Raw genomic sequence first — 23,978 nt, 5'->3', positions numbered from 1 at the left:
TTTTCCTTGCGGGAAGTCTCTGTGCTTTAAAGGCGCAGTTGGGCTGGCTTAGCGGCCGTGGCCTTGGCTCTTTTGACCTGACGAAAGATAGATGATGACTGCCGAACATGTCGCTGAAACTGCCGATATTATTGTCATTGGCGGCGGTATAGCGGGGATCTCTGCCGCGGCGCGCTTGGCGCCGCATGCCCGCGTGGTGGTGCTTGAGGCCGAAGCCGCGCTTGGCCACCATGCCTCGGGCCGCTCGGCCGCTTTGTACGAGCCGCAATATGGCGCGCCAGCGGTGGTTGAGCTCTCTTGGGCGTCTGAGGCGCATTTCCGTTCGATCCCGGGGCTTTTGTCGCCGCGGGGTATGCTTTTGGTCGGCAAAGCCCATGAGGGGGCGGTGTTCGAGAGTGATCGCGCGGCGATGAAGTTTGATGCGATCACCGTGGATGAAGCCTTGGCCATCGTGCCGATCGTGAACCCCGAAGTGGTGACGATGGCGGCGCATGCTTTGCACGCCGAGGATATCGACACCGATTTGCTGCTGCAGGGTTTTGCCCGCGATATCCGCGCGCAAGGTGGCAAGATCGTCACCAATGCACGGGTCACTGCGATCGTGCGCACCGCCAGCGGCTGGCGGGTCACTTGGCCGGGCGGTGAGGCCGAAGCGGCTTTGCTCATCAATGCCGGCGGCGCTTGGGTCGATCAGGTGGCGCAAATGGCCGGGGTGCAGCCCTTGGGCTTCCAGCCCAACCGCCGCTCGATGGCGCGCATTCCGGCGCCGGGTGGGCATGATGTGTCGCGTTGGCCGATCATGTTCGGGCCCGGCGAATCTTGGTATGCCAAGCCTGATGCGGGGGCGCTGATCGTCTCTCCGGCGGAAGAGGATCCGATGGAGCCACATGACGCTTGGGCCGATGATATGGTCTTGGCCGAAGGACTGGCGCGCTATGAGGAATATGTGACCGAGCCGGTAACCCGGCTTATCTCCAGCTGGGCGGGTCTACGGACCTTTGCGCCCGACCGGGTGCTGGTGATCGGCCGCGACAGGCGTGAGCCCGGCTTCTTCTGGCTGGGCGGGCAGGGGGGCTACGGCTTCCAGACCAGCGCCGGGGCCAGCCAATTGGTCGCCGATCTGGTGCTGGGCCGCGCGCCCGAGCTGTCGGCCGATCTGGTGGCGGCGCTGGACCCGGCCCGTTTCGGATGAGCCTGCGCCTGCCCGACAGCGGCGCCGAGGTTGCGGCGGACGGGCGGCGGATGGCGCCCTCGGCCGCGCGCAACGCAGGCCCGATCCTTCAGGTGCTGCGGCGGGTGATCCGGCCGGGCGCCAAGGTGCTGGAGCTGGCCTCGGGCAGCGGCCAACATGCGGCGCAATTCGCGCCCGCTTTGCAGGCGGATTGGCAACCGAGCGATGTGAATGCCGCCAATTTCGCCTCGATCACGGCATGGTCGGGCGATGTGGCGCGCGCGCCTATACTTCTGGACGCCTGCGCGCCGGGATGGGGCGCAGGGCCGGAATGGGATGCTGTTCTGGCGGTGAACCTTTTGCATCTGATCCCGCAAGCCGGGGCCGAGGTCTTGCTGGCTGAGGCTGCAAAGGCGCTGCGCCCGCAGGGGCGTTTGGTGATCTACGGCCCGTTTTTGCGCGAGGGCAAGGCGACCTCGGTCGGCGACGCCGCCTTTGACGCCGATATCCGCCGCCAAGATCCTTTGCTTGGCTACAAGGATCTTGGCTGGGTGATGGGGCAAATGGGCAAGGCCGGACTTGGAGCTGAGCTGGTGCCGATGCCCGCCAATAACCTGATGCTTTTGGCCTTTCGGCTTTAGGCGCGCTTGGCGTGCAAAGCCCGCTTAGCCTGCACAGAGGGGGATGACAGACCCCGCAACTGCCGCCATGCTGCGGGTATGAAACACAAATTTTTCCCAGTTATCCCTTTGCTTTTGACACTGGCGCTTGCGGCTTGTGGCGGCTCTCGCACAAGCCATGATGCGCCTCAGGGCCGTCCGGCTGCTGCGGTTCCCGAAGGCCGCGTGGTCAGCGCCAATTTTGGAGATGCCAAGCCGGTCGATCATGGCGGCAAACCGCCGCGCGCCTATCCGGTGCATGGCATCGATGTGGCCCGTTATCAGACCCAAGTCGATTGGGCCGAGGCGCGGGCCAATGGCGTCAACTTTGCCTTCATCAAAGCGACCGAGGGCGGCGACCGGGTCGATGAGATGTTCAAGGAACATTGGCGCGGCGCGCATCGTGCCGGGGTTCTGCGCGGCGCTTATCACTTCTTTTACCATTGCCGCCCCGCGATCGAACAAGCGCAGTGGTTCATCCGCACTGTGCCGCGCGCGCCGGGAATGCTGCCTCCGGTGCTGGATATGGAATGGACGCCGTTCTCGCCAACCTGCACCATCCGCCGCACGCCCGAGGAAATCCGCCGCGATGCTGCGATCTTCCTGCAAGCGGTGACGCAGCATTACGGGCAAAGGCCGATCCTTTACACCTCGATCGATTTCTTTGAAGACAATCAGATGTGGAAGGTGAACGGCGCCGATTTCTGGCTGCGCGCCGTGGCCAAGCATCCGGCCGATCTTTACGACGGCCATGCTTGGACCTTCTGGCAATATACCTCGACCGGGCTGGTGCCCGGGGTCGCGGGGAAGGTCGATATCAACGTCTTTGCGGGGTCCGAGGCGGCTTGGCAGCAATGGCTGGCGGCGCGGCTGCGCTAAGATGTCTTAGCGCAGGCCGATCTCGGCTAAGGCGCGCGCCAGATCGAGCGGGATCGAATCATCGCCCGCGCGCGCAGCGGCCAAATCCGCTGGCGCGTCTTGGCTTTCAATATAGCGCCAGCCTTGGAAAGCGCGGCGGGGGGCTGGTTCGGTGCGGATGATCTCACGGTCCATGATCAGCGCGCAGCGGGTGATGCCATCCCCGCCGACCCGTTCCTCAAAGCCCAAAAGGCGCTGGCGGCAAAGGATGATGCCTTTGATCACCCAGTAAAGCGAGCCGCCGTCCAACAACTCGGCCTCGCGCTTGGGCCACATGCGGGTGACATGCGCCGCCCGGCCCGCCGGCCAAACAGCGGCATGCTGCTGCTGCCAGTGTTCAAGGTCTTCGATGCTCTCGGCACCGACGCAAAGCTTTAGGATATTGAGGGCCATGTGCTAAGATTAACTTTCTGTTAAGGCTCTTCAAGGCCACCCGGCACGGTCTTTTCTGAAGTGCCGTGACGGCCTTGGCGAGACCGCAACATCTGACCAACATAAGCGGCCACGAGTCGTTGACGCGTCAGTCACCCCCCGCTATCTAGTGGCTTCCTCCTCCGCCATACACAACTAAAGGGACGACCCCATGTCGCGCTTCCATGCCCCAATTGCTGAACAAATCTGGGACATGAAGTATCGCTTCAAGGATGGCGATGGCGTGGCGATCGATGGGTCGGTCGAGGACAGCTGGCGCCGCGTGGCCCGCTCTTTGGCCGAGGTCGAAGGCGACAAAGCCAAGTGGGAAGGTGAATTCTATCAAGCGCTTGAGGACTTTAAGTTCCTTCCCGCGGGCCGGATTGCGGCCGGCGCTGGCACCGGCCGGGCGGTGACTTTGTTCAACTGCTTCGTCATGGGCACCGTGCCGGACACCATGTCGGGCATCTTCGAGGCGCTGAAAGAAGCCGCGCTGACCATGCAGCAGGGCGGGGGAATCGGCTACGACTTCTCGACCATCCGCCCGCGCGGGGCCGAGGTGAAGGGCGTCGCTGCAGATGCCTCGGGGCCGCTGTCCTTCATGGACGTTTGGGATGCGATGTGCCGCACCATCATGTCGGCCGGGTCGCGCCGCGGCGCGATGATGGCGGTGATGCGTTGCGACCACCCCGATGTCTTGAGCTTCATCGAAGCCAAACGCGATCCGGCGCGGCTGCGGATGTTCAACCTTTCGGTTCTGGTCACCGATCCCTTCATGGAAGCGGTCAAAGCTGATGCGCCTTGGGATCTGGTCTTCGGCGGCAAGGTTTATAACACCGTGCAGGCCCGCGATCTGTGGAACAAGATCATGCGCTCGACCTATGATTACGCCGAGCCGGGCGTGATCTTCATCGACCGCATCAACAAGATGAACAACCTCGGCTACGCCGAGACCATCGCCGCCACCAACCCTTGCGGTGAGCAGCCGCTGCCGCCCTATGGCGCTTGCCTTTTGGGCTCGATCAACCTGGCCCGTCTGGTGCCCGAGCCTTTCACGGCCAATGCCGCGATGGACATGGAGGCTTTGGACAAGCTGGTCCGCACCGCGGTGCGGATGATGGACAACGTGGTTGATGCCTCGAACTTCCCGCTGCCCGAGCAGGAAGCCGAAGCCATCGCCAAGCGCCGCATCGGTCTGGGTGTGACGGGTCTCGCGGATGCTTTGCTGATGCTGGGCCAGCGCTATGGCAGCGAAGAGGCTGCGCAAGTGACCGAAGGCTGGATGAAAGCCATCGCGCGCTCGGCTTACCTTGCTTCGGTGGATCTGGCGAAAGAGAAGGGCGCTTTCCCGCTCTTTGACGCGGAAGGCTATCTGGCCAGCGGCAATATGATGCAGATGGATGAGGATGTGCGCGAGGCTGTGGCTGCGCATGGCATCCGCAACGCTCTGCTGACCTCGGTCGCACCGACCGGCACCATTTCGCTTTACGCAGGCAACGTCAGCTCGGGCATCGAGCCGGTCTTTGCCTATGCCTATAGCCGCAAAGTGCTGCAAAAAGACGGCTCGCGCACCGAAGAGGAAGTTGTCGATTACGCCGTGAAACTGTGGCGCGACAAATTCGGCGATGCGCCGCTGCCCGATTATTTCGTGAACGCACAAACTCTGGCACCGCTCGAGCATGTGCGCATGCAGGCGGCAGCGCAAAAGTGGATCGACAGCTCAATCTCGAAGACGATCAACTGCCCGGAAGACATCAGCTTTGATGCCTTCCAAGAGGTCTATATGGCCGCTTGGGACCAAGGCTGCAAAGGCTGCACCACCTACCGTCCGAACGATGTGACCGGCTCGGTTCTGACCGTCTCGGCCCCGGCTCCGGCCGCAGCGCCTGCCAAGGCCGAAACCGCGACCGAAACCGAAGTGGTCTATCTGACCGAGCCGCTGGACCGTCCGGCGGCGCTGGATGGCCAGACCTATAAGGTGAAATGGCCGGGCTCGGAGCATGCGCTCTACATCACGATCAACGATGTGGTGATCAACGGTCGCCCGCGTCCGTTTGAGGTCTTCATCAACTCCAAAAACATGGAGCATTTCGCCTGGACCGTGGCTTTGACCCGGATGATCTCGGCAGTGTTCCGTCGCGGTGGCGATATCTCCTTCGTGGTGGAAGAGCTGAAAGCCGTGTTCGATCCGCGCGGTGGCGCTTGGATGGAAGGCAAATACATCCCCTCGATCCTCGCGGCGATTGGCGGCGTGATCGAGCGGCACCTGATCTCGATCGGCTTCATCGAAGGCGAAGGCCTGGGCCTGAAGACCGACCCGAAAGCCGTGGTTGTGGCGATCGGCGGCGCGCCGAAAGGCCAGTCCTGCCCGTCCTGCGGTGGGTTCGAGATGCGCAAAGTCGAAGGCTGCATGACCTGCGCCTCGTGTGGCCATTCGAAATGCGGCTGAGTGCCGCAAGTCGTCTGAGCAAAAGCTAAGAGGAACGCCGCCAAGCCTTAGGTTTGGTGGCGTTTTTCATTACAGGAATGGCGAGGGATGGGGAGTGATCGTCGGCGATCTTACACACCAATCCGTGAAGCGGAGCGGCGCCGATTCATCAGCGAATCGGTTGGTCGGGCTTGCTTTTCTTCCGGTTCCTCTCCATGTTGGAAACGCGACCCACTCGATCATCGAAAAAACTGTCTCCTTACGGCTTCAGCACTCTCGATCTCACGTGACGAAGCCGGGCCACCGCACAACGCGGGTGGCACATGACAGGAGTACACACGATGGCCAAGGGCACCGTGAAATGGTTCAACAGCACCAAAGGTTTTGGTTTCATCGCCCCTGAAGGCGGTTCCAAAGACGTTTTCGTGCACATCTCGGCTCTGGAACGCGCAGGCATCCGTGAGCTTCCCGATGGGCAAGCCGTTTCCTTCGACGTTGAAAAAGGCCGTGACGGCCGCGAATCGGCAATCAACCTGTCGCTCGCATAAGTTTCTTCGCTTCGGCGAATGGAAAAGGCCCCGCATTTGCGGGGCCTTTTTTGTTGGTGGATTGGGGGGCGAAGGCGCTTTCACCTCATACGGTCGACTAGAAGGGCCCGCGCGAACGCAGGCCCCAAGCGCGTCTTAGTGATCGGCCTTCGAGGCGGCTGCCTTGATCTCATCCAAAGAGCCCGAGGCACCGTTGAAGAAGGCATTCAAAGCCACGGCAGCGATCGAGGCCAAGAGGATGCCCGATTCGATCAGCGGGTGGATGTCATGCCAGATCCACTGTTTGAAGTTGGGCGCGATCAGCGGGATCATCCCCATGCCCAGCGATACAGCGACGATGAACAGGTTGTTGCGGTTCTTGGCGAAATCCACGCCCGCGAGGATGCGGATGCCGGTCGCGGCGACCATGCCGAACATCACCAGACCTGCGCCACCCAGCACCATGGTCGGGATCGATTCGACCAAAGCGCCCATCTTCGGGATCAGCCCCAGCACGATCAGGATCACCCCGCCCGCCACGCAAACATAGCGCGAGCGGATGCCGGTGACGCCGACCAGCCCAACGTTTTGGCTGAAAGAGGTGTAGGGGAAGGTGTTGAAAATCCCGCCGATCAGCGTGCCGAGGCCGTCAGTGCGCAAGCCAGCAGAGAGCGAGGGCCGGTCGATCTTACGCTCGGTCATTTCTCCCAAGGCCAGAAACATGCCCGTCGATTCGATCATCGTCACGATCATCACAAGGGTCATGGTGATGATCGGCACCAGCTCGAAGGTGGGCGTGCCGAAGTGGAAGGGGGTGATGAAGTCGAACCAAGCGGCATGGCCGACTTTGTCAAAGTTCATCGTGCCCATGAAAATGGCGATCACGGCGCCAAGAACGATGCCCAAGAGCACCGAGATATTGGCGATGAAGCCTTTGCCAAAACGGGCGATCAGCAGGATCGAGCCCAGCACCACGGCCGAGACAAAGATGCTCGACAAGGGCGCATAGGCAGGGTTGTCAATGCGCGGTGCAAGGCCAAGGCCTTGCGGCATTTCAGGCAAGCCGGCGATTGCGCCTGAGGCTGTCGCCTCGGACACCGCTTTCAGCCATTCGGCATGGGCCGGGTCAACGATCGTGGGGGCGGTTGGGCCGACGGGAGTGCCGAAGATCCAGTTGATCCCGATCCGCATCAAGCTGACGCCGATCACCAGAATGATCGTGCCGGTGACGACGGGCGGGAAGAAGCGCAGCATTCGGCTCACCGCAGGGGCGATGAAGATTGAGATCAAACCGGCGGCGATGATGGCGCCAAAGATCGCGCGTGCGCCCTCGGGGCCGGGGTTTGAGGCGGCCATTGCGACCATCGGGCCGACGGCCGCGAAGGTCACGCCCATCATCACCGGCAGCTTGATGCCGAACCATTGCGTGGCACCCAGCGATTGGATCAGCGTGACGATGCCGCAGACGAAAAGGTCTGCCGAGATCAGAAAGGCCACATCTTCGGGTGAAAGGTTAAGCGCACGGCCCACGATCAGCGGAACGGCCACGGCGCCAGCATACATAACTAAAACGTGTTGCAGGCCGAGGGTGAAAAGTTTGGGTGTCGGGAGTATTTCATCCACGGGATGTATGCGTGCAGTCATCCATCTGTTCCTTTCCCTAGGGGCTGTTGATTGAGCGCCGACTTCGCGCCGCCCCGTGGCACGCTCCGGTTAGAAAGCCATTTGTCTGGCCTTTGGTTGTTTGGGTGACCGCTTAGGGCGCGGTCACCGTCCAGGCTTCGTCGTAGCGAAACTCTTCCAGATTGCTGGTCGTGCCGATGCGGTCGACCACTGCAAAAAGTCCGGGTGCGGAAAGCGGCGTCAGAACGCCATGCCAGGTGCCGCGGTGCAAGTTGATGCCTTGGGCGCCATTGGTGAGGAAGGCCAAGGGGCGGCTGGCGGTGTCTTTGGCAACAATCACCAAGAAGGGGGCGGGCGTCATTGGGATGAAGGCCTGGCTGCCCTCGGGGTGCCGCTCGATCAGCGAGAAGCGATAGGGCAGCTGGCGGGGCTCGGCGTTGAAGACCGAGATGCCGGCGCGGCCACCCTCGCCAAAGTCCATGACCGCGCGGTCATGGTGACGTTTGCAGAGGCCTTCATTGATAAGCCGGAAATCCCCTTCAGCATCAAGCACTTCGCCGTAAGGGGCAAAGGCAGCATCGGTGAGGGGGAGGGGGGTGATATTGCGCATGTCAGTGCCCTTTGGCTGAAAAGGGCGAGGGGTTTCACACCCCTCGCGCTCCCCGTGGGATATTTAAGGACAGAAAATGGGCTTAGGCCAAGGCGCCGAAGGCCCCGGGGCCGCGGAGTTTGGCGTGGCGGTTCACGTCTTTGTAAAGCAGGTAACGGAAGTTTTCCGACCCGCCCGCATAGCAGGCTTGCGGGCAATAGGCGCGCAACCACATGAAATCACCAGCCTCGACCTCGACCCAATCTTGGTTGAGCTTGTAGACCGCTTTGCCTTGCAGCACGTAAAGCCCGTGCTCCATGACATGGGTTTCCTCAAACGGAATGATCCCGCCCGGCTTAAAGGTGACGATGTTGACATGGGCGTCATGACGCACGTCGTCGGGCTCGACAAAGCGGGTGGTGCCCCAATGTTCATTGGTGTCGGGCATCCAGCGCACCGGCACATCGCGCTCGTTGATCACAATGGCTTCGGGCACCGGCGTTCCGGGGGCATGTTCGTAAAGCTTGCGCAGCCAGTGGAAGCGCGCAGGGCTGGAGCCCGCGGCATGCAGGCGCCAAGCTGTGGCGGGGGGGATATAGGCGTAAGATCCCGCCTCCATCTCATAGCCGGTGCCGTTGATGGTGAGGGTGGCAAGGCCTTCGGTGAAGAAGATCCAATGCTCGGCCCCGGTTTCCGCGTCGGGCGCGTCTGACCCGCCACCCGGAGAGACCTCCATCACATATTGGCTGAAGGTTTCCGAAAAGCCCGACATCGGGCGGGCGATCACCCAAAGCCGCGTGCCGGTCCAGCCGGGCAGGAAGCTGGTGACGATGTCAGAAAAGCAGCCCTGCGGGATGAGGGCATAGGCCGAGGTGAAGACCGCGCGTTGCGTCATCAGCGCGGTTTGCGGCGGCAGGCCACCTTTGGGCGCGAAATAGGGGGCGGGCTTTTGGCTCATGGCAAGAGATCCTTCAAACGCAGCTCGGCAATCCGCTCAACCTGACGGCAGGCGGTGGCGAATTCTGTCGCAGTGTCATTGCCGATCCGCGCATGGAAGGCCGCAAGGATCGAGGCTTTGTCGTTGTCGCGCACGGCGATGATGAAGGGGAAGCCGTGCTTGGCCACATAGTCCGTGTTGAGGCGTTGGAACGTGGCGCGCTCCTCATCGGTGAGCGCATCCAAAGCGGCGCTGGCCTGTTCGGCGGTGCTTTCCGCGGTAAGGCGCTTGGCGGCGGCCAATTTTCCGGCCAGATCGGGGTGGGCTTGCAGCACGCCAAGGCGTTCGGCCTGAGAGGCCGAGCGGAAGATGCGGGCGAGCGCATTGTGCAGGCCCGTGGCAGAATCATGCGCGGGGCCAAGCTCAAGCTCATAGGCGCGTTCGGCGATCCAAGGCGAATGCTCGAAGATCGAGCCATAGACTTGCACCAGCCGTTCGCGGCTCATTTGGCTTGGCCGCTCGATCCGTTTGTGCGGATGCTGCGCCGCCCAATGGCGGGCAATGTCGATGCGGCGGGGGAACCAGACGCCCTCAAACCCTTGCACATAGTCGAGGAATTTCTTCAGACCCGCGAATTTGCCCGGACGGCCGATCAGCCGGTTGTGCAGGCCGATCGAGAACATCTTGGCCGCTCCGGCCTGACCCTCGGCATAGAGCGTGTCGAAGCTATCCTTGAGATAGGTGAAGAACTGCTCGCCGGTGATATAGCCCGGAGCGGTGGCAAAGCGCATATCATTGGCTTCGAGCGTATAGGGAATGACCAGCTGGTCATGATCGCCGACCTCAAGCCAATAGGGCAGGTCATCGTCATAAGTGTCCGAGATCCATGCGAGCTTATGGGTCTGGGCGGTCAGCGCCACGGTGTTCATCGAGCAGCGGCCCGTATACCAGCCCAAGGGCGGCTCACCGACGACTTCTTCGTGCAGGCGGAAGCTTTCAGCGATCTGGCGCGCCTCTTCCTCGGCCGGCATGTCGCGGTGATCGACCCACTTAAGGCCGTGGCTGGCGATCTCCCAACCGGCGGCTTTCATCGCGGCGACCTGTTCAGGGTTGCGCGCCAAAGCCGAGGTGACACCGTAAATCGTGACCGGAATATCGCGCTCGGTGAAGAGCTTATGGAGCCGCCAGAACCCGGCGCGGGCGCCGTAGTCATAGATCGATTCCATGTTCCAATGCCGCATCCCCGGCCAAGGCGCCGCACCTGCGATGTCCGACAGGAAGGCCTCGGATTGAGCATCGCCGTGCAGAAGGTTGTTCTCGCCACCTTCTTCGTAATTCAGCACCAAAGAGATCGCGATTTTGGCGCCGCCCGGCCAAGCCGCATCCGGCGGGGTCGGGCCGTGGCCACGAAAGTCGCGGGGATAACGGGTCATAGGGGTGCTCCTTTTCGGCATTACAGCCTTTGGATGAAAGATTAGTCGGGATCGCAGGAATATTCTTTCAAGAAATCGCAGAAAGACCTTTCTTCCGCAGCTATGCTCGCCTGAGACGACCATTCAGGGCTAGGATGGGGGCAGATGAAAGCGCAAGGCGCTGAAGGGGAGTTTAGAAGATGGCTGACGGCAAGATCGGGCGACTTTCGACCCATGTGCTGGACACGGCGCGCGGTAAGCCTGCGGCGGGCGTAAAGATTGCGCTTTACCGGATCGAGGGCGCGGCGCGGCAGCTTCTGGTTGAGACCGAAACCAATGCGGACGGCCGCACCGACGCGCCGATGCTGACCGGGGATGCGCTGAAGGCGGGCGTTTATGAGCTGGTCTTCGCGGCAGGAGATTATCTGCGCGCCTCGGGGCAGGCGCAGGGAGAGGTGCTCTTTTTGGATCAGATCCCGATCCGCTTTGGCGTGCCGGATGCAGGCCAGCACTACCATGTGCCGCTCTTGATCTCGCCCTTTGCCTATTCCACCTATCGCGGCAGCTAAGCGGACCAGCGCTCGCGCCTGATGCCGCCAGCGTTGGCGGTCAGGCGCAGAAGGCGGCGGCGATCTGTTGAGAGCGCGGCCTCGATCAGCCCTTGCAGGCAGCCTTTGGCCTTCAAATGCGGGGCCAAGGCGGAATGGCTGAGCGCGGGGAAGAAGATGTGATCCACGCCGTTTTGCGCGGGGAACTGCATGGCTTGGGCATAGTCATCCGCCAAGCCATGCAGGAGGGTGATCGCAGTGTCCGGCGGCAAGGGCGCGGTGGGGTGCGTGAACCGCACGATCCGGCGGGTCCAATCGGACCAGCGCTCTTCCGCCATCAGGGAAGGGTCCACTGAAAACTGTGGGCCGATCGCCAAGACGGCATCCACCTTGATCAAGCTTGCCGCGACCAAAGCGGTAAAACCGCCCATCGATTGGCCGACGGTCAGAATGCGGCGGATCTCTTGGCGCTGGCGGATCGCAGCGACGGCCTCCTCAAGCAATTCGGTCAAGCCGGGTGCGTTGCACCAGCTGCGGCTGGCATCTGCGATGAACAGTGCGGGCCGCCCCTTGGCGCTGGCCGAGGCGACAAATTCGGGCGAGGGCGGGCGGCTTGGGTCATGGCCAATCGACGCAAAGGCGATGACCAAATCTGACCCTGCCCCCGGCATCCCATGCACAAACCAAGGGGGCGGCGCGGCAAGCGGCAGCAAGGCGCGGTCTTCAAGCCGTGACTTGCCGGAATTCCCGCCGAATGGCAGGCTCTTTTCCAAGCCGTTTTGCACGTGCAGAGCCCTTCCGCCGATGCCGCATGAGTGAAGAATCCAAGCCTTGCGCCGCAAGGGTAAAAAGAGTTCTGTCCCGCCCAGATTAGTGAACTTGACCGAGGAGAACGAGATGTTTCATTTCAAGACTTTCGCTGCCGTCCCTGCATTGGTCCTTCTTATGGGGGGCACCGCCCATGCCGCACTGACCGCTGACCAAGTCTGGCAATCGTGGAAAGATGGTGCAGCGCAGGCCGGGTTGAAAATCTCGGCTGCGACCGAATCGAATGCAGGCGGCGTGCTGACCTTGAATGGCGTCTCGGTCACGGCTGAGGGTGAAACCGAGGCGCTGACCATCTCGGACATCACGATGACCGAGCAATCGGACGGTACGGTCAAGATCGCTCCGGGTGCGACGATTGGCATTGATGAGACCGATGGCACGGATGTCACCAAGATTGATCTGGTCCATGATGGTCTGTCGATCGTGGCTTCCGAAAAATCGGGCGCTCTGGTCTATGACTTTGAAGCCGACAGCCTGAACGTCACTTTTGATGTCACGACCGAGGGCTATTCCTTCGACGAGACCACCGAAGCACCTGCGGTCAAGAACACCGGCAAGATCGGCTTTGAAACGCTGAGCGGCTCTTATTCGGATACCCCCGGCGCCAACCGTGTCTTCGGTTTGGATCTGGCTGCCGCCAAATTCATCTTCGACAGCCTGGCGGATGACCCGGGCATGGAAATGAAGACGACCTCGACCAGCGAAACCTCGGATGTGAAGATCGCACTGGATGTGACGCTGCCGAGCTCGCCCTTGGCGGATCTGGACGGCACCGCGGGCATGCGTAAGGCTTTGGACGAAGGCTTCGCCATTGCAGGCAGCTTTGCTCAAGGCAATGGCAAAGGCACCAGCGCGCTCGAAAGCCCGTATTTCCCCTATTCGATGTCGATGGACAGCGAGCCGGCTTCTGCCGAGATGAGCCTTAACAAAGACGCCTTCACGCTGACCTCGAGCAACGGCAAAATGGCCTTCAACGTGGTGAGCGAGGGAATGCCGCCGATGGATGTGTCCATCGCTCAGTCCTCGATGGATCTGAAATTCCCGGTGATGGCCTCCACGCCGCAAGACATCATCTTCCGTCTGAAGCTGGCCCAGCTGGAGCTGAGCGAGGGCGTATGGTCGATGTTTGACCCAGGCGCAGAGCTGAAGCGCGATGCAGCCGATCTGAACATCGACATCACCGGCCGCGGCGCGCTGGACCTCATCAGCTTGGCCGAGGCGGAAGATATGGGCGGCGAGCCGCAAATCCCGCAGCTGGAAAACCTTGATATCGCGGATATCTCGCTGAAAGTCGCTGGCGCGGCACTGGTCTCGACCGGCGCCTTCACCTTCGACAATTCGATGGGCTTCCCGATGCCGAAGGGCAACGCAACCATCAATGTTGACGGTGCCAATGCGCTGATCGACGGGCTGATCAAAGTCGGCTTGCTGGAAGAAAGCGATGCTGCTGGCGCGCGGATGATGATGGCGATGTTCATGAAGCCTTCGGGCAATGGCGATGACAGCCTTGTCTCGGAAATCGAGGTCAAGGATGGCATGGAAGTGCTGGTGAACGGCCAACCGCTGCCGATGTAATCTTGGCGCTATCGCCAAAAGGAAAAGGCGCGAGGGAAACCTCGCGCCTTTTTGCTGTACAAAGTCTGCTTTCGCGCTTTGCCGTGGCCCTATTTGCTGGCGAGGGTCAGCCCAAAGTGGCGCGGCGCATCTCTTCTTTGATCTTGCCGGCCATGAACTCGGTGAAAAGCCGCACTTTGGGGTCTTTCAAGCGACGATGCTGCGACAGGCTGGAAAGCTGCGTCGGCAAAGGCGGCGTTGCAGTGGCGACAGGCACAAGGCGGCCTGCGCGCAAGTGATCTGCCACATCGAAGATCGGCTTCATCACGATGCCGCGCCCATCCAGCGCCCAACCGGTCAGCACATCACCGTCATCGGATTCGTAGGGCCCCGAGATCTCAAACCGACGCGGGCCCTCGGGCGTCTCAAGGGTCCACTGGAACTCTTTGGCCCCGGGAAAGCGCAGGTTCAGACAATCATGGCGCTCGGCCACCAGCTGCGCGCCATCCAGCGGCATCCCGCGCCGCTCTATATAAGAGGGCGCGGCGCAGAGGAGCCTTGGGCAATCGGCAATCAGCTGCACCTTCAGCGTGCTGTCGTCCAAAAGCCCAAGGTGAAAGGCCACATCGATGCCTTCGCTGACCACATCGATCGAGCGGTCTGAAAGCCGCAACCGCACCTCGATCTGCGGGTAAAGGTCTTTGAACATCGGCACATGCGGCGCGATCAGCCGCCGACCAATGCCCAAGGGGGCCGCCACAAAGATCGTGCCGCGCGGGTTTTGCGTCACATCCATCACGGCGGCTTCCGCCTCATCGATGGAATCAAGGATCTTGCGCGCGCCATCAAAGAAGATCCGGCCGTTCTCGGTGGCCTGCAAGCTGCGGGTGGTGCGGTTGAACAGCCGCACGCCAAGGTGCTTTTCCAGCTCAGATATCCGCGCCGAGGCGACGGCGGGCGAGGTGCGCTGGTCGCGCGCCGCCGCTGACATATTGCCAAGCTCATAGACGCGCACAAACATGCGGATATTATTGACGTAGCTCATCAGTCGCGTTTCCGATTGGCTGGATGAACATCCGGCGATTATCTGGGTCAGCTTGAAAGTGATCCGGTATTTCTCGGGATTAACAGCAAAACCCGCTGCGGTATAGCGTTTCGCATCCAATTGGGGGGAGAGGCAGCACATGTACGACTGGGTGGTTCTTTGGGAATGGGTCGAAGTGGCCGTCCGCTGGCTACATGTGATCACGGCAATCGCTTGGATTGGTTCAAGCTTTTACTTCATCGCGCTGGACCTTGGCTTGCACCGCGACCGCAATCTGCCCTCGGGCGCGGATGGCGATGAATGGCAGGTGCATGGCGGTGGTTTCTACCATATCCAGAAATATCTCGTCGCCCCAGCCGAGATGCCGGACCATCTGATCTGGTTCAAATGGGAAAGCTACATGACCTGGATCTCCGGGTTCACCATGCTGATCCTGGTCTATTACCTTGGCGCCGAGCTTTACCTGATCGATCCCACCGTGATGGAGCTGACGGTCTGGCAGGCGGTTGCGATCTCGATGGCCTCGCTGGCCTTTGGCTGGATCGCTTACAACACGCTCTGCAAGGTCTTTGTGAACGCCGACCAGAACATCTTGATGCTGGCGCTGTTCGCCGTCTTGGTGGCGATGAGCTGGTTCTACACCCAAGTCTTCTCGGGCCGCGCCGCCATGCTGCATCTGGGCGCGTTCACCGCCACGATCATGTCGGCCAACGTGTTCTTCATCATCATGCCCAACCAGCGCGTGGTGGTGGCGGATCTGAAGGCGGGCAAGAAGCCCGACCCGAAATACGGCAAGATCGCCAAGCAGCGCAGCACGCATAACAATTATCTGACGCTGCCTGTGATCTTCTTGATGCTGTCGAACCATTATCCGTTGGTCTTCGCCACCGAGTATAACTGGATCATCGCCAGCTTGGTCTTCTTGATGGGCGTCACCATCCGGCATTGGTTCAACACCCAGCATGCCCGCAAAGGCAGCCCGCATTGGACATGGTTTGCCACGGTGATCCTGTTCCTTCTGATCGCATGGCTCTCGACCGCGCCTTTGCGCACCACGCCGCAGGCCGAGGCGCAATTGCACGGCACCTCGCTGGTTTACGCCCAAGCCCAAGGCTTTGATGAGGTGGTCAGTATCGTGCAGGGCCGTTGCTCAATGTGCCACGCGGCTGAACCCTCGTGGGAGGGGATGCATTGGGCGCCGAAAGGCGTGGTCTTGGAAACCGAGGCGCAGATCGCGGTTGAGGCACGCCGGATCGCGATGCAATCGGGTTATTCGCATGCCATGCCGCCGGGCAACCTGTCCTATATGGAGCCGCAAGAGCGCGCCGCGATTGTCGCGTGGTTCCGCTCTGCCGGGCAAAGCTAAGCCACAGCCCCCGGCCAAAAAGTAAGCTCCGTTCGTCCAAAGGGCGACGGGGCTTTTTTTATTGCGTTTTTGCCTCTGTTTTTAATCAATCCCGCGCGACGGGCATTGTCTCTGCACCTTGTCAGGGCTACCCAAAGGCAGCCATTCGCCGGAGGATCCCCTATGCCCGCTTATCGTTCCCGCACCACCACCCATGGCCGTAATATGGCCGGCGCCCGCGGATTGTGGCGTGCCACAGGTATGAAGGATGGCGATTTCGGCAAGCCGATCATCGCCGTTGTGAACAGCTTCACCCAGTTTGTGCCGGGTCACGTCCACCTGAAAGACCTTGGTCAGATGGTGGCGCGCGAGATCGAGGCTGCGGGCGGTGTCGCTAAGGAATTCAACACCATCGCGGTCGATGACGGCATCGCGATGGGCCATGATGGCATGCTTTACTCGCTGCCCTCGCGTGAGATCATCGCCGATTCGGTCGAATATATGGTCAACGCGCATTGCGCCGATGCGATGGTCTGCATCTCGAACTGCGACAAGATCACCCCCGGCATGCTGATGGCCGCGATGCGGCTGAACATCCCGGCGATCTTCGTCTCGGGCGGGCCGATGGAGGCTGGCAAGGCAACGCTGGGCGATGGCCGCATCGTGAAGCTGGACCTTGTAGATGCGATGGTTGCCGCCGCGAACGAGAATATCTCGGACGCCGATGTCGAGGCGATTGAGCAAAACGCTTGCCCGACCTGCGGCTCGTGCTCGGGCATGTTCACGGCGAATTCGATGAACTGCTTGGCCGAGGCTTTGGGACTGGCACTGCCCGGCAATGGCTCGACCCTTGCGACGCATGGCTTCCGCAAGAACCTGTTCCTGAAGTCGGGCCGGATGATCGTGGATCTGGCGCGCCGCTGGTATGAGCAGAACGACGCCACCGTGCTGCCGCGCACCATTGCCAGCCGTGCCGCTTTCGACAACGCCATGGCGCTGGATATCGCTATGGGTGGCTCGACCAACACCGTGCTGCACCTGCTGGCCATCGCCCGTGAGGGTGAGGTCGATTTCGGTATGGATGACATCGACAATCTGTCGCGCAAGGTGCCTTGCCTGTGCAAAGTGGCGCCCAATATCGCGGGCATCCATATGGAAGACGTGCACCGCGCGGGCGGGATCATGTCGCTCTTGGGTGAGTTGGACCGCGCCGGGTTGATCAACCGCGATTGCCCGACCGTGCACAGCTCGACCATGGGCGAGGCTTTGGCGGCTTGGGACATCGCCGTCACCAATAACCCCGAAGCGCGCGAGCTTTTCCTTGCCGCGCCGGGTGGCGTGCCGACACAGACCGCGTTTTCGCAAAGCTCGCTCTACCCCAGCCTTGATACCGACCGTGAGGGTGGGGTGATCCGCTCGGCCGAGCATGCTTTCTCGAAAGACGGCGGTCTGGCGATCCTCAAGGGCAATATCGCGCTGGACGGTTGCATCGTGAAAACCGCCGGTGTGGACGAGTCGATCCTGAAATTCACCGGCAAAGCCGTAGTTTACGAAAGCCAAGACGATGCGGTCCTGGGGATCTTGAACAAAAAGGTGGTCGAGGGTGACGTGGTGGTGATCCGCTACGAAGGCCCGAAAGGCGGTCCGGGGATGCAGGAAATGCTCTACCCGACCAGCTATCTGAAATCGCGCGGCTTGGGCAAAGCCTGTGCTTTGATCACCGATGGCCGCTTCTCGGGCGGCACCTCGGGTCTGTCGATCGGCCATGCCTCGCCGGAAGCGGCGCAAGGTGGGGCGATTGGTTTGGTGCGGGACGGCGATATCATCGAGATCGACATTCCGAACCGCACGATCAATCTGAAAGTCTCGGAAGAAGAACTGGCCGTGCGCCGGGCCGAGCAAGACAAGCTTGGCTGGAAGCCCGCCGCCCCGCGCAAGCGCAATGTGACCACTGCGCTGAAGGCCTATGCGGCCTTTGCCTCTTCGGCAGACAAGGGTGCTGTTCGGGTGCTGCCCGAAGGTCTCTGAGCCTCGTTTGGCAAAGAAAAAGCCCCGGAACCTGCAAAGGCTCCGGGGCTTTTTCATTGGCGCGGCTTAGTCGCCCAGCTTGGCATGGACCTCGTCCAGATCGACCTCGCCCAAGGGCATCTTATTGCCGGGATTGTCGAAGTCATATTTGAAGAGCTGGAAGTCGCGCTTGTAGATCTCCCAGACCAGATGCTTTGACAGATCGTCAAAGTAATCCTCCACCGGATGCAGCCGCTTCGGCCCATGCCCCTCGCTTTCATTGAAACGCGGGATGGTCTTTAGATCCACCGCATGGCGGGTTGGGATTCTGTCCAAAACCTTCTGCATGCCGGTGTTGAAATCCTCGGTGAAGAAGATCTGATCGTAGCGGCCGCCGTTGACGATGAAGGTGCTGATATGGCCCGACATTGCCGACCAATGGATGTCCGGCTCCATCGGCTTTTTGAACCGGATGGTGTCGCGCGCGAACAGCAAGAACCGCCGGAACGAGGCGATCTGGTCGAACTCTTGCTTGCCGTCCTCGCCGCCGACCTCGATCCCGTATTTCTGCACCAAAAGCGGCACCAGATTGCCGCGATAGCGCCGGCCATTGCGCTGGATGCCGCAAATCTTGTCGAAGAAGGACGACAGGATCCGCGTGTAAGGATTGCGCACGCAGGTAAAAGCATAGGCGTTGCGTTGCTTTACCGTTTTCTCGATCAGCGGCTGGCTCGCCTCTTGCGCCCATTTGTGCAGGCCCGTCGTGGAATCATGAATGTCGCCGTCAAAGAACTGCCCTTGATCCGAGTAATAAAGGATCTGCCCAATGGTCGAGCAGGCGCATTTCGGAACCACGCGGTAAACCACGCTTTGGCTTTCGGTCATCCAAGTGCCGGGAAACCCCATCAACGCCTCTCCTGCTTTCGGCTTCTATCGGCCTTAGGCGGGCCGGGGAACGATTGGAAGCGAAAGAACCAAAGAAAGTTTGTCTTTTCAAGCAAGCACAAAGACCATTATGCAATCAAGACCTCAGACAGGCTCTTTCAACGCATCCGCATGGCCAAGATCGCCTATATTCTTCTGTGTCACAAAGACCCCGAGGGGGTCATCGCTCAGGCGCAGCGCCTGACGGCGGCCGGAGATTTCATCGCGATCCACTTTGACGGCAATGCGCGCCGCGAGGATTATGAGCGTATCCGCAAGGAGTTGGATGGGAACGCCTCGGTGGTCTTTGCGCGGCGGCGGGTGAAATGCGGCTGGGGCGCTTGGTCGCTGGTCGAGGCGACTTTGGGCGCGGTGCGCGCCGCGGTCGAGGCCTTCCCGCGCGCGACGCATTTCTACATGCTCTCGGGCGATTGCATGCCGATCAAATCGGCCGAATATGCGCGGGCGTTTTTGGAACGTGAGGATGTCGATTACATCGAATCCTTCGATTTCTACAATTCCGATTGGATCAAGACCGGCATCAAAGAAGAGCGGCTGATCTACCGGCACCACTTTAATGAGCGCACGCAAAAGGCTTGGTTTTACCGGTCAATGGACTGGCAAAAGCGGCTGGGACTGGCGCGGAAAGTGCCCAGCGATCTGGTGATGCAGATCGGCAGCCAATGGTGGTGCCTGCGCCGCCGTACCGTGGAATTCGTGCTGAGCTTCATCAAGAAGCGGCGGGACGTTCTGCGGTTCTTTCGCCGGACTTGGATCCCGGATGAGACGTTTTTCCAAACCATCGTCCGGCATTTGGTGAGCGAATCCGAGATCCGCACCCGGCCGCTGACTTTCTTAATGTTCACCGATTACGGCATGCCCGTCAGCTTTTATAACGACCAATACGATCTGCTGCTGAGCCAAGATTACCTCTTTGCCCGCAAGATCAGCCCCGAGGCGAAAGAGCTGAAAGCCCGGCTCGGAGAGCTATATTCCGCCACCGGGCGCAGCTTCACCATCTCGAACGAGGGGCGGGCGCTTTTCGCTTTCATCACTGGACGGGGCCGGATTGGCCGCCGTTTTGCGCCGCGGTTTTGGGAGACCGAAACCTCGATCGGGCGTGAGCGTACGCTGATGATGATCACCTGCAAGAAATGGCACATTGCCAAGCGGCTGGTGGAGCGGATCCGCAGCGTCAATGACACCCCGGCAATCCACTACCTTTTCAATGAGGGCGAGGCCAATTTGCCGGATCTCGGTGGCATTGAGAGCAATCTGGATAAGCGCACAAGGCATCGGCGGGCGCTGGTGCGGATGTTGTTCGATTATTGGAAAACCGAACGTCTGATCTTCTGTATTGACCCCGCTTCGACCGATCTGATGCAGGATTTTTACAATGACCGCGCGCAGGTGCGGCTTCTGGAAATCGAATGTGAGTTCACCGATGACTATCTGATCGGCCATGCTCGCCGGGTTGGGCTGGCTGCAGAGGGCTCACCTCAGGCAACCATCGACCGGCTGATGCCGACGATCCGCTACGATTTGCGTTTTGAATCCGACCGGATCCGCGAGTTCGACTTTCCGGGCTTCCATCGCATCCGCCAATCGGCGACTGTGGAGGAGAATGCGCAGGCTTTGGCCGCGTTCCTCGACATCCCGGCCAAGACGGCGCGGGAGATTATGGGTTCTGAACACCTGTTTGTGGATTGAGACATGACTGACGCCAAAAGCCCGTGGAGCTATGACAGCTCGAACATTTTTGCCCGCATCTTGCGCGGCGAGATCCCGAATAAGACCGTGATTGAGACCGAGAACACCTTGGTCTTCCACGATCTTTACCCGCAGGCCCCGGTGCATGTGCTGGTGATCCCCAAAGGCGCCTATGTGGATTTCGCACATTTTGCCGCCGAGGCTTCCGAGGCGGAGATTGTCGACTTCCACCGCGTGGCAGCGCAGGTTTGCGCAGAGCTGGGGCTGAATGCGGGCGGCTATCGCGGCATCACCAATTCCGGCGCGCATGGCCACCAAGAAGTGCCGCATTACCACCTGCACCTTTTGGGCGGGCGGGCTTTGGGGCCTTTGCTCAGCAAAGGCTGACCAGCAGGGCGGGGGCCAGCCCCCGCACCCCCGGAGTATTTTCATCAAGATGAATGGAAAGGCGGTCTTTTGGGGCCGCCTTTTCGTTAATGTGCCTCGGCCCAGTTGCGGCCTTGGCCAGCCTCAACGGTCAGTGGGACCTTGAGCGAGACGATGGGCGCGTTGGCGCCCTCCATCACCTTGCGCGCGACCTCGATCAGCGCGGGGGCGGCGGCTTCTTCGACCTCGAACAGCAGTTCGTCATGCACCTGCAAGAGCATGCGCGCGGGCAGGTCTTTGATCGCCTCGGGCATGCGGATCATGGCGCGCCGGATCACATCGGCGGCGGTGCCTTGGATCGGCGCGTTGATCGCGGCGCGTTTGGCAAAGCCGGCGCCGGGGCCTTTGGCATTGATCTCGGGCGTGTGGATTTTGCGCCCGAAAAGCGTCTGCACATAGCCGTGTTCTTGGGCGAATTTCACCGTCTGGGCCATGTATTCTTTGATGCCGGGGAAGCGCTCAAAATAGCGGTCGATGAAGCCCTGCGCCTCGGCCCGCGGTATGCGCAGGTTGCGCGCCAGACCAAAGCCCGAGATGCCGTAGATCACCCCGAAGTTGATCGCCTTGGCCTTGCGGCGCACGTCCGAGGTCATCTGGTCCAAGGGCACGTTGAACATCTCGGACGCGGTCATGGCGTGGATGTCGATGCCCTGTTGGAAGGCCTGCTGAAGGGAAGGGATATTGGCGATATGGGCCAGAATCCGCAGTTCGATCTGCGAATAGTCGAGCGAGACCAAAAGCTTGCCGGGTGGTGCCACAAAGGCCTCGCGGATGCGGCGGCCTTCTTCGGTGCGCACGGGAATGTTTTGCAGGTTGGGGTCGGTTGAGGAGAGCCGACCGGTGCTGGCGCCTGCGATCGAATAAGAGGTGTGGACGCGAGCGGTCTCGGGGTTGATCGCCTGTTGCAGCGCGTCGGTATAGGTCGACTTCAGCTTGGCGATGCTGCGCCAATCGAGCACCAAGGACGCAAGCTGCGCGCCTTGCGGGTGGCTGTCTTTCATCGTGGTGATGTCTTCCAGCACATCCGCCCCGGTGCCGTAAGCGCCGGTTTTGCCCTTGGTGCCGCCGGGGATCTCCATCCGGTCAAAGAGCACTTCGCCCAGCTGTTTGGGCGAGCCCACGTTGAACTTCTCGCCTGCGGTTTCGGCGATCTCGTCTTCGAGCTGGGCGAGCTTTTGCGCGAAGGCGTTGGACATGCGCGAAAGCGTGTCGCGGTTCACCGCGATGCCGGCCATTTCCATATCGGCAAGCACCGGAACCAGCGGGCGCTCGAGCGTTTCATAGACCGTGGTGACGCGGTTTTGGTGCAGTTGTGGCTTGAAGAGCTGCCAGAGCCGCAGGGTGATATCGGCGTCTTCAGCGCCATATTTCACCGCATCATCCACGCCGACCTGATCAAAGGTGATTTGCGATTTTCCGGTGCCCAGCAAGGACTTGATCGGGATCGGTTGGTGGCCGAGGTATTTTTCCGACAGCAGATCCATGCCGTGCTGATTGAGCCCTGCTTGCATGGCATAGCTCATCAGCATCGTGTCATCGATGGGGGCCATGCGGATACCGTGGCGGGCGAGGATCTTATAGTCGTATTTCATATTCTGGCCGATCTTGAGGATGGCTGGATCCTCCAAGATGGGCTTTAGGGCGGCGAGGGTCTCAGAGAGGTTGAGCTGTCCTTCGACGAGGCTGGCGCTGCCGAAGAGGTCGCCGCCGCCTTGTTTGTGGCCCAAGGGGATATAGGCGGCTTGGCCGGGGTCGATGGCGAGGGAAATGCCGACCAACTCGGCCTGCATCTCATCGAGGCTGGTGGTTTCGGTGTCGATGGCGACATGGCCGATCTCGGCGATGCGGGCGAGCCATTGGTCCAAAGTCGCGCGGTCGCGGATGGCGACATAGGTGCTGGGGTCGAAGGGCAGGCGGTCTTGTTCCACGGCAGCAGGGGCTGCGGCGGCGGCTTTGGCAGGGGCGGCTTCGATGGCCGGAACCTCGACCTTCAGTCGCTCGGCCACACGGCGGGTGAGGGTGCGGAACTCCATATCCGTGAGGAATTTCAGCAGCTTCTCGGGCTCGGGCGCGGTGATCTCCATCGTCTCAAGTGGGATGTCGAGCGGGACTTTGTCGTCGAGACGAACCAGCTTTTCGGAGATGCGGATCAGTTCGGCGTTGTTGACCAAGGTCTCGCGGCGCTTGGGTTGTTTGATCTCACCGGCGCGTTCCAGCAGGGTGGAGAGGTCGCCGTATTCTTGGATCAAAAGGGCGGCGGTCTTCAAACCGATGCCGGGCGCGCCGGGGACGTTGTCGGTGCTGTCCCCGGCAAGCGCCTGCACATCGACCACGCGGTCGGGTGATACGCCAAACTTTTCAAAGACTTCGTCCGGGCCGATGGTGCGGCTTTTCATCGGGTCGAACATGTCGATGCCGGGGCGCACCAGTTGCATCAGGTCTTTGTCGGAGGAGATGATGGTGCAGCTGCCACCGGCCTCGGCGGCTTGGGTGGCCAGCGTGGCGATGATGTCGTCGGCCTCATAGCCTTCAATCTCGATGCACGAGACATTGAAGGCGCGGGTGGCTTCGCGGGTGAGCGGGAATTGCGGGCGCAGATCTTCCGGCAGGGGCGGGCGATTTGCTTTATATTCCGGGTAGATAGCATTGCGGAATGTGGTGGCGGAATGATCGAAAATCACCGCGATATGGGTGGCACCGGAGGCACGTTTCTCGCTGGAAATCTCATTCCAGAGGATGTTGCAGAAGCCTGCAACGGCGCCAATCGGCAGGCCGTCAGACTGCCGGGTGAGCGGCGGCAGCGCGTGATAGGCGCGGAAGATATAGGCCGATCCATCGATCAGATGCAGGTGGTGACCCTTGCCGAATGCCATGCCGCTTTCCCCTTTATGCTGGGGTTTTATATGGCATGAAGAG

Annotated in this window: 20 protein-coding genes; 11 read left to right on the top strand and 9 right to left on the bottom strand. The window is 60.9% G+C overall.

The features are described from left to right. The first annotated feature begins 94 nt into the window (after positions 1-94). The 3 genes from Q9295_RS11135 (at position 95) to Q9295_RS11125 (ending at position 2,709) form a co-directional block, all read left to right on the top strand. The gene (locus Q9295_RS11135) at positions 95-1,192 is read left to right on the top strand and encodes an NAD(P)/FAD-dependent oxidoreductase (RefSeq protein WP_306680640.1); all 1,098 of its coding nucleotides are present in this window, start codon (positions 95-97) and stop codon (positions 1,190-1,192) included. Continuing rightward, positions 1,189-1,812: a DUF938 domain-containing protein gene (locus Q9295_RS11130; RefSeq protein WP_306680639.1), complete on the top strand. Its 624-nt coding sequence runs from the start codon at positions 1,189-1,191 to the stop codon at positions 1,810-1,812. Before Q9295_RS11135 ends, Q9295_RS11130 begins: the two co-directional genes overlap by 4 nt. A 78-nt stretch (positions 1,813-1,890) precedes the next feature. Next, the gene (locus tag Q9295_RS11125; protein WP_306680638.1) at positions 1,891-2,709 is read left to right on the top strand and encodes a glycoside hydrolase family 25 protein; all 819 of its coding nucleotides are present in this window, start codon (positions 1,891-1,893) and stop codon (positions 2,707-2,709) included. 6 nt (positions 2,710-2,715) lie between these two features. Here Q9295_RS11125 and Q9295_RS11120 read toward each other — a convergent pair whose 3' ends face one another. Beyond that, a complete protein-coding gene (locus Q9295_RS11120) occupies positions 2,716-3,141 on the bottom strand; it encodes a DUF1489 family protein (RefSeq protein ID WP_306680637.1) in 426 nt (141 codons plus the stop codon). A gap of 190 nt (positions 3,142-3,331) precedes the next feature. Between Q9295_RS11120 and Q9295_RS11115 the strand changes: the two genes are divergently transcribed. Continuing rightward, positions 3,332-5,608: an adenosylcobalamin-dependent ribonucleoside-diphosphate reductase gene (locus Q9295_RS11115; RefSeq protein ID WP_306680636.1), complete on the top strand. Its 2,277-nt coding sequence runs from the start codon at positions 3,332-3,334 to the stop codon at positions 5,606-5,608. Between the two features lie 320 nt (positions 5,609-5,928). Continuing rightward, entirely contained in the window at positions 5,929-6,135 is a 207-nt protein-coding gene (locus tag Q9295_RS11110) for a cold-shock protein (protein WP_306680635.1), read from the top strand. Positions 6,136-6,270: 135 nt separating this feature from the next. On the opposite strand, the gene Q9295_RS11105 is transcribed toward Q9295_RS11110, so the two are convergent. The 4 genes from Q9295_RS11105 to puuE all read right to left on the bottom strand — a co-directional run bounded on the left by Q9295_RS11105 (position 6,271) and on the right by puuE (position 10,696). Continuing rightward, positions 6,271-7,758, bottom strand: a complete 1,488-nt coding sequence (locus Q9295_RS11105) for a nucleobase:cation symporter-2 family protein (protein ID WP_306680634.1) — start codon at positions 7,756-7,758, stop codon at positions 6,271-6,273. Positions 7,759-7,870: 112 nt separating this feature from the next. After that, complete coding sequence (locus tag Q9295_RS11100) at positions 7,871-8,347, bottom strand: ureidoglycolate lyase (RefSeq protein WP_306680633.1); 477 nt, start codon at positions 8,345-8,347, stop codon at positions 7,871-7,873. A gap of 82 nt (positions 8,348-8,429) precedes the next feature. Beyond that, complete coding sequence (locus Q9295_RS11095; protein WP_306680632.1) at positions 8,430-9,284, bottom strand: bifunctional allantoicase/(S)-ureidoglycine aminohydrolase; 855 nt, start codon at positions 9,282-9,284, stop codon at positions 8,430-8,432. Beyond that, positions 9,281-10,696: an allantoinase PuuE gene (puuE, locus tag Q9295_RS11090; protein ID WP_306680631.1), complete on the bottom strand. Its 1,416-nt coding sequence runs from the start codon at positions 10,694-10,696 to the stop codon at positions 9,281-9,283. Before puuE ends, Q9295_RS11095 begins: the two co-directional genes overlap by 4 nt. 179 nt (positions 10,697-10,875) lie before the next feature. Between puuE and uraH the strand changes: the two genes are divergently transcribed. Then, the gene (gene uraH / locus Q9295_RS11085; RefSeq protein ID WP_306680630.1) at positions 10,876-11,244 is read left to right on the top strand and encodes a hydroxyisourate hydrolase; all 369 of its coding nucleotides are present in this window, start codon (positions 10,876-10,878) and stop codon (positions 11,242-11,244) included. Here the strand turns inward: uraH and Q9295_RS11080 are convergent. Then, positions 11,241-12,008, bottom strand: a complete 768-nt coding sequence (locus Q9295_RS11080) for an alpha/beta hydrolase family protein (protein WP_306680629.1) — start codon at positions 12,006-12,008, stop codon at positions 11,241-11,243. The two genes, uraH and Q9295_RS11080, sit on opposite strands and share 4 nt — an antisense overlap. Before the next feature lie 112 nt (positions 12,009-12,120). On the opposite strand from Q9295_RS11080, the gene Q9295_RS11075 reads away from it, so the two are divergent. Next, the gene (locus Q9295_RS11075; protein WP_306680628.1) at positions 12,121-13,626 is read left to right on the top strand and encodes a DUF2125 domain-containing protein; all 1,506 of its coding nucleotides are present in this window, start codon (positions 12,121-12,123) and stop codon (positions 13,624-13,626) included. Between the two features lie 106 nt (positions 13,627-13,732). Here the strand turns inward: Q9295_RS11075 and Q9295_RS11070 are convergent, their stop codons facing one another. Further along, the gene (locus Q9295_RS11070; RefSeq protein ID WP_306680627.1) at positions 13,733-14,650 is read right to left on the bottom strand and encodes a LysR family transcriptional regulator; all 918 of its coding nucleotides are present in this window, start codon (positions 14,648-14,650) and stop codon (positions 13,733-13,735) included. Between the two features lie 139 nt (positions 14,651-14,789). Between Q9295_RS11070 and Q9295_RS11065 the strand changes: the two genes are divergently transcribed. Next, complete coding sequence (locus tag Q9295_RS11065; RefSeq protein ID WP_306680626.1) at positions 14,790-16,016, top strand: urate hydroxylase PuuD; 1,227 nt, start codon at positions 14,790-14,792, stop codon at positions 16,014-16,016. A gap of 162 nt (positions 16,017-16,178) precedes the next feature. Next, the gene (gene ilvD, locus Q9295_RS11060; protein WP_306680625.1) at positions 16,179-18,023 is read left to right on the top strand and encodes a dihydroxy-acid dehydratase; all 1,845 of its coding nucleotides are present in this window, start codon (positions 16,179-16,181) and stop codon (positions 18,021-18,023) included. 66 nt (positions 18,024-18,089) lie between these two features. Here the strand turns inward: ilvD and Q9295_RS11055 are convergent, their stop codons facing one another. Next, positions 18,090-18,908, bottom strand: a complete 819-nt coding sequence (locus Q9295_RS11055) for a sulfotransferase family protein (protein ID WP_306680624.1) — start codon at positions 18,906-18,908, stop codon at positions 18,090-18,092. 150 nt (positions 18,909-19,058) lie between these two features. Here Q9295_RS11055 and Q9295_RS11050 point away from each other — a divergent pair, with 150 nt between their 5' ends. Together Q9295_RS11050 and Q9295_RS11045 are read left to right on the top strand one after the other, a co-directional pair. Beyond that, positions 19,059-20,636 (top strand): DUF5928 domain-containing protein, encoded by a 1,578-nt coding sequence (locus Q9295_RS11050; RefSeq protein ID WP_306680623.1) that lies wholly within the window; start codon positions 19,059-19,061, stop codon positions 20,634-20,636. 3 nt (positions 20,637-20,639) lie between these two features. Beyond that, complete coding sequence (locus Q9295_RS11045) at positions 20,640-21,023, top strand: histidine triad nucleotide-binding protein (RefSeq protein ID WP_306680622.1); 384 nt, start codon at positions 20,640-20,642, stop codon at positions 21,021-21,023. An 86-nt stretch (positions 21,024-21,109) separates the two neighbouring features. Here the strand turns inward: Q9295_RS11045 and polA are convergent, their stop codons facing one another. Then, the gene (gene polA, locus Q9295_RS11040; protein WP_306680621.1) at positions 21,110-23,935 is read right to left on the bottom strand and encodes a DNA polymerase I; all 2,826 of its coding nucleotides are present in this window, start codon (positions 23,933-23,935) and stop codon (positions 21,110-21,112) included. Between the last annotated feature and the right edge of the window lie 43 nt (positions 23,936-23,978).

Source organism: Pseudogemmobacter lacusdianii (assembly GCF_030848395.1).
In the GTDB taxonomy this organism is placed as follows: domain Bacteria; phylum Pseudomonadota; class Alphaproteobacteria; order Rhodobacterales; family Rhodobacteraceae; genus Pseudogemmobacter; species Pseudogemmobacter lacusdianii.
This window is presented reverse-complemented; position numbering and strand designations above follow the sequence as displayed.

Coding starts and splice junctions, on each gene's coding strand:
- Q9295_RS11135 (WP_306680640.1), top strand. CDS start 95: ATGACTGCCGAACATGTCGCTGAAACTGCCGATATTATTGTCATTGGC.
- Q9295_RS11130 (WP_306680639.1), top strand. CDS start 1,189: ATGAGCCTGCGCCTGCCCGACAGCGGCGCCGAGGTTGCGGCGGACGGG.
- Q9295_RS11125 (WP_306680638.1), top strand. CDS start 1,891: ATGAAACACAAATTTTTCCCAGTTATCCCTTTGCTTTTGACACTGGCG.
- Q9295_RS11120 (WP_306680637.1), bottom strand. CDS start 3,141: ATGGCCCTCAATATCCTAAAGCTTTGCGTCGGTGCCGAGAGCATCGAA.
- Q9295_RS11115 (WP_306680636.1), top strand. CDS start 3,332: ATGTCGCGCTTCCATGCCCCAATTGCTGAACAAATCTGGGACATGAAG.
- Q9295_RS11110 (WP_306680635.1), top strand. CDS start 5,929: ATGGCCAAGGGCACCGTGAAATGGTTCAACAGCACCAAAGGTTTTGGT.
- Q9295_RS11105 (WP_306680634.1), bottom strand. CDS start 7,758: ATGACTGCACGCATACATCCCGTGGATGAAATACTCCCGACACCCAAA.
- Q9295_RS11100 (WP_306680633.1), bottom strand. CDS start 8,347: ATGCGCAATATCACCCCCCTCCCCCTCACCGATGCTGCCTTTGCCCCT.
- Q9295_RS11095 (WP_306680632.1), bottom strand. CDS start 9,284: ATGAGCCAAAAGCCCGCCCCCTATTTCGCGCCCAAAGGTGGCCTGCCG.
- puuE (WP_306680631.1), bottom strand. CDS start 10,696: ATGACCCGTTATCCCCGCGACTTTCGTGGCCACGGCCCGACCCCGCCG.
- uraH (WP_306680630.1), top strand. CDS start 10,876: ATGGCTGACGGCAAGATCGGGCGACTTTCGACCCATGTGCTGGACACG.
- Q9295_RS11075 (WP_306680628.1), top strand. CDS start 12,121: ATGTTTCATTTCAAGACTTTCGCTGCCGTCCCTGCATTGGTCCTTCTT.
- Q9295_RS11070 (WP_306680627.1), bottom strand. CDS start 14,650: ATGAGCTACGTCAATAATATCCGCATGTTTGTGCGCGTCTATGAGCTT.
- Q9295_RS11065 (WP_306680626.1), top strand. CDS start 14,790: ATGTACGACTGGGTGGTTCTTTGGGAATGGGTCGAAGTGGCCGTCCGC.
- ilvD (WP_306680625.1), top strand. CDS start 16,179: ATGCCCGCTTATCGTTCCCGCACCACCACCCATGGCCGTAATATGGCC.
- Q9295_RS11055 (WP_306680624.1), bottom strand. CDS start 18,908: ATGGGGTTTCCCGGCACTTGGATGACCGAAAGCCAAAGCGTGGTTTAC.
- Q9295_RS11050 (WP_306680623.1), top strand. CDS start 19,059: ATGGCCAAGATCGCCTATATTCTTCTGTGTCACAAAGACCCCGAGGGG.
- Q9295_RS11045 (WP_306680622.1), top strand. CDS start 20,640: ATGACTGACGCCAAAAGCCCGTGGAGCTATGACAGCTCGAACATTTTT.
- polA (WP_306680621.1), bottom strand. CDS start 23,935: ATGGCATTCGGCAAGGGTCACCACCTGCATCTGATCGATGGATCGGCC.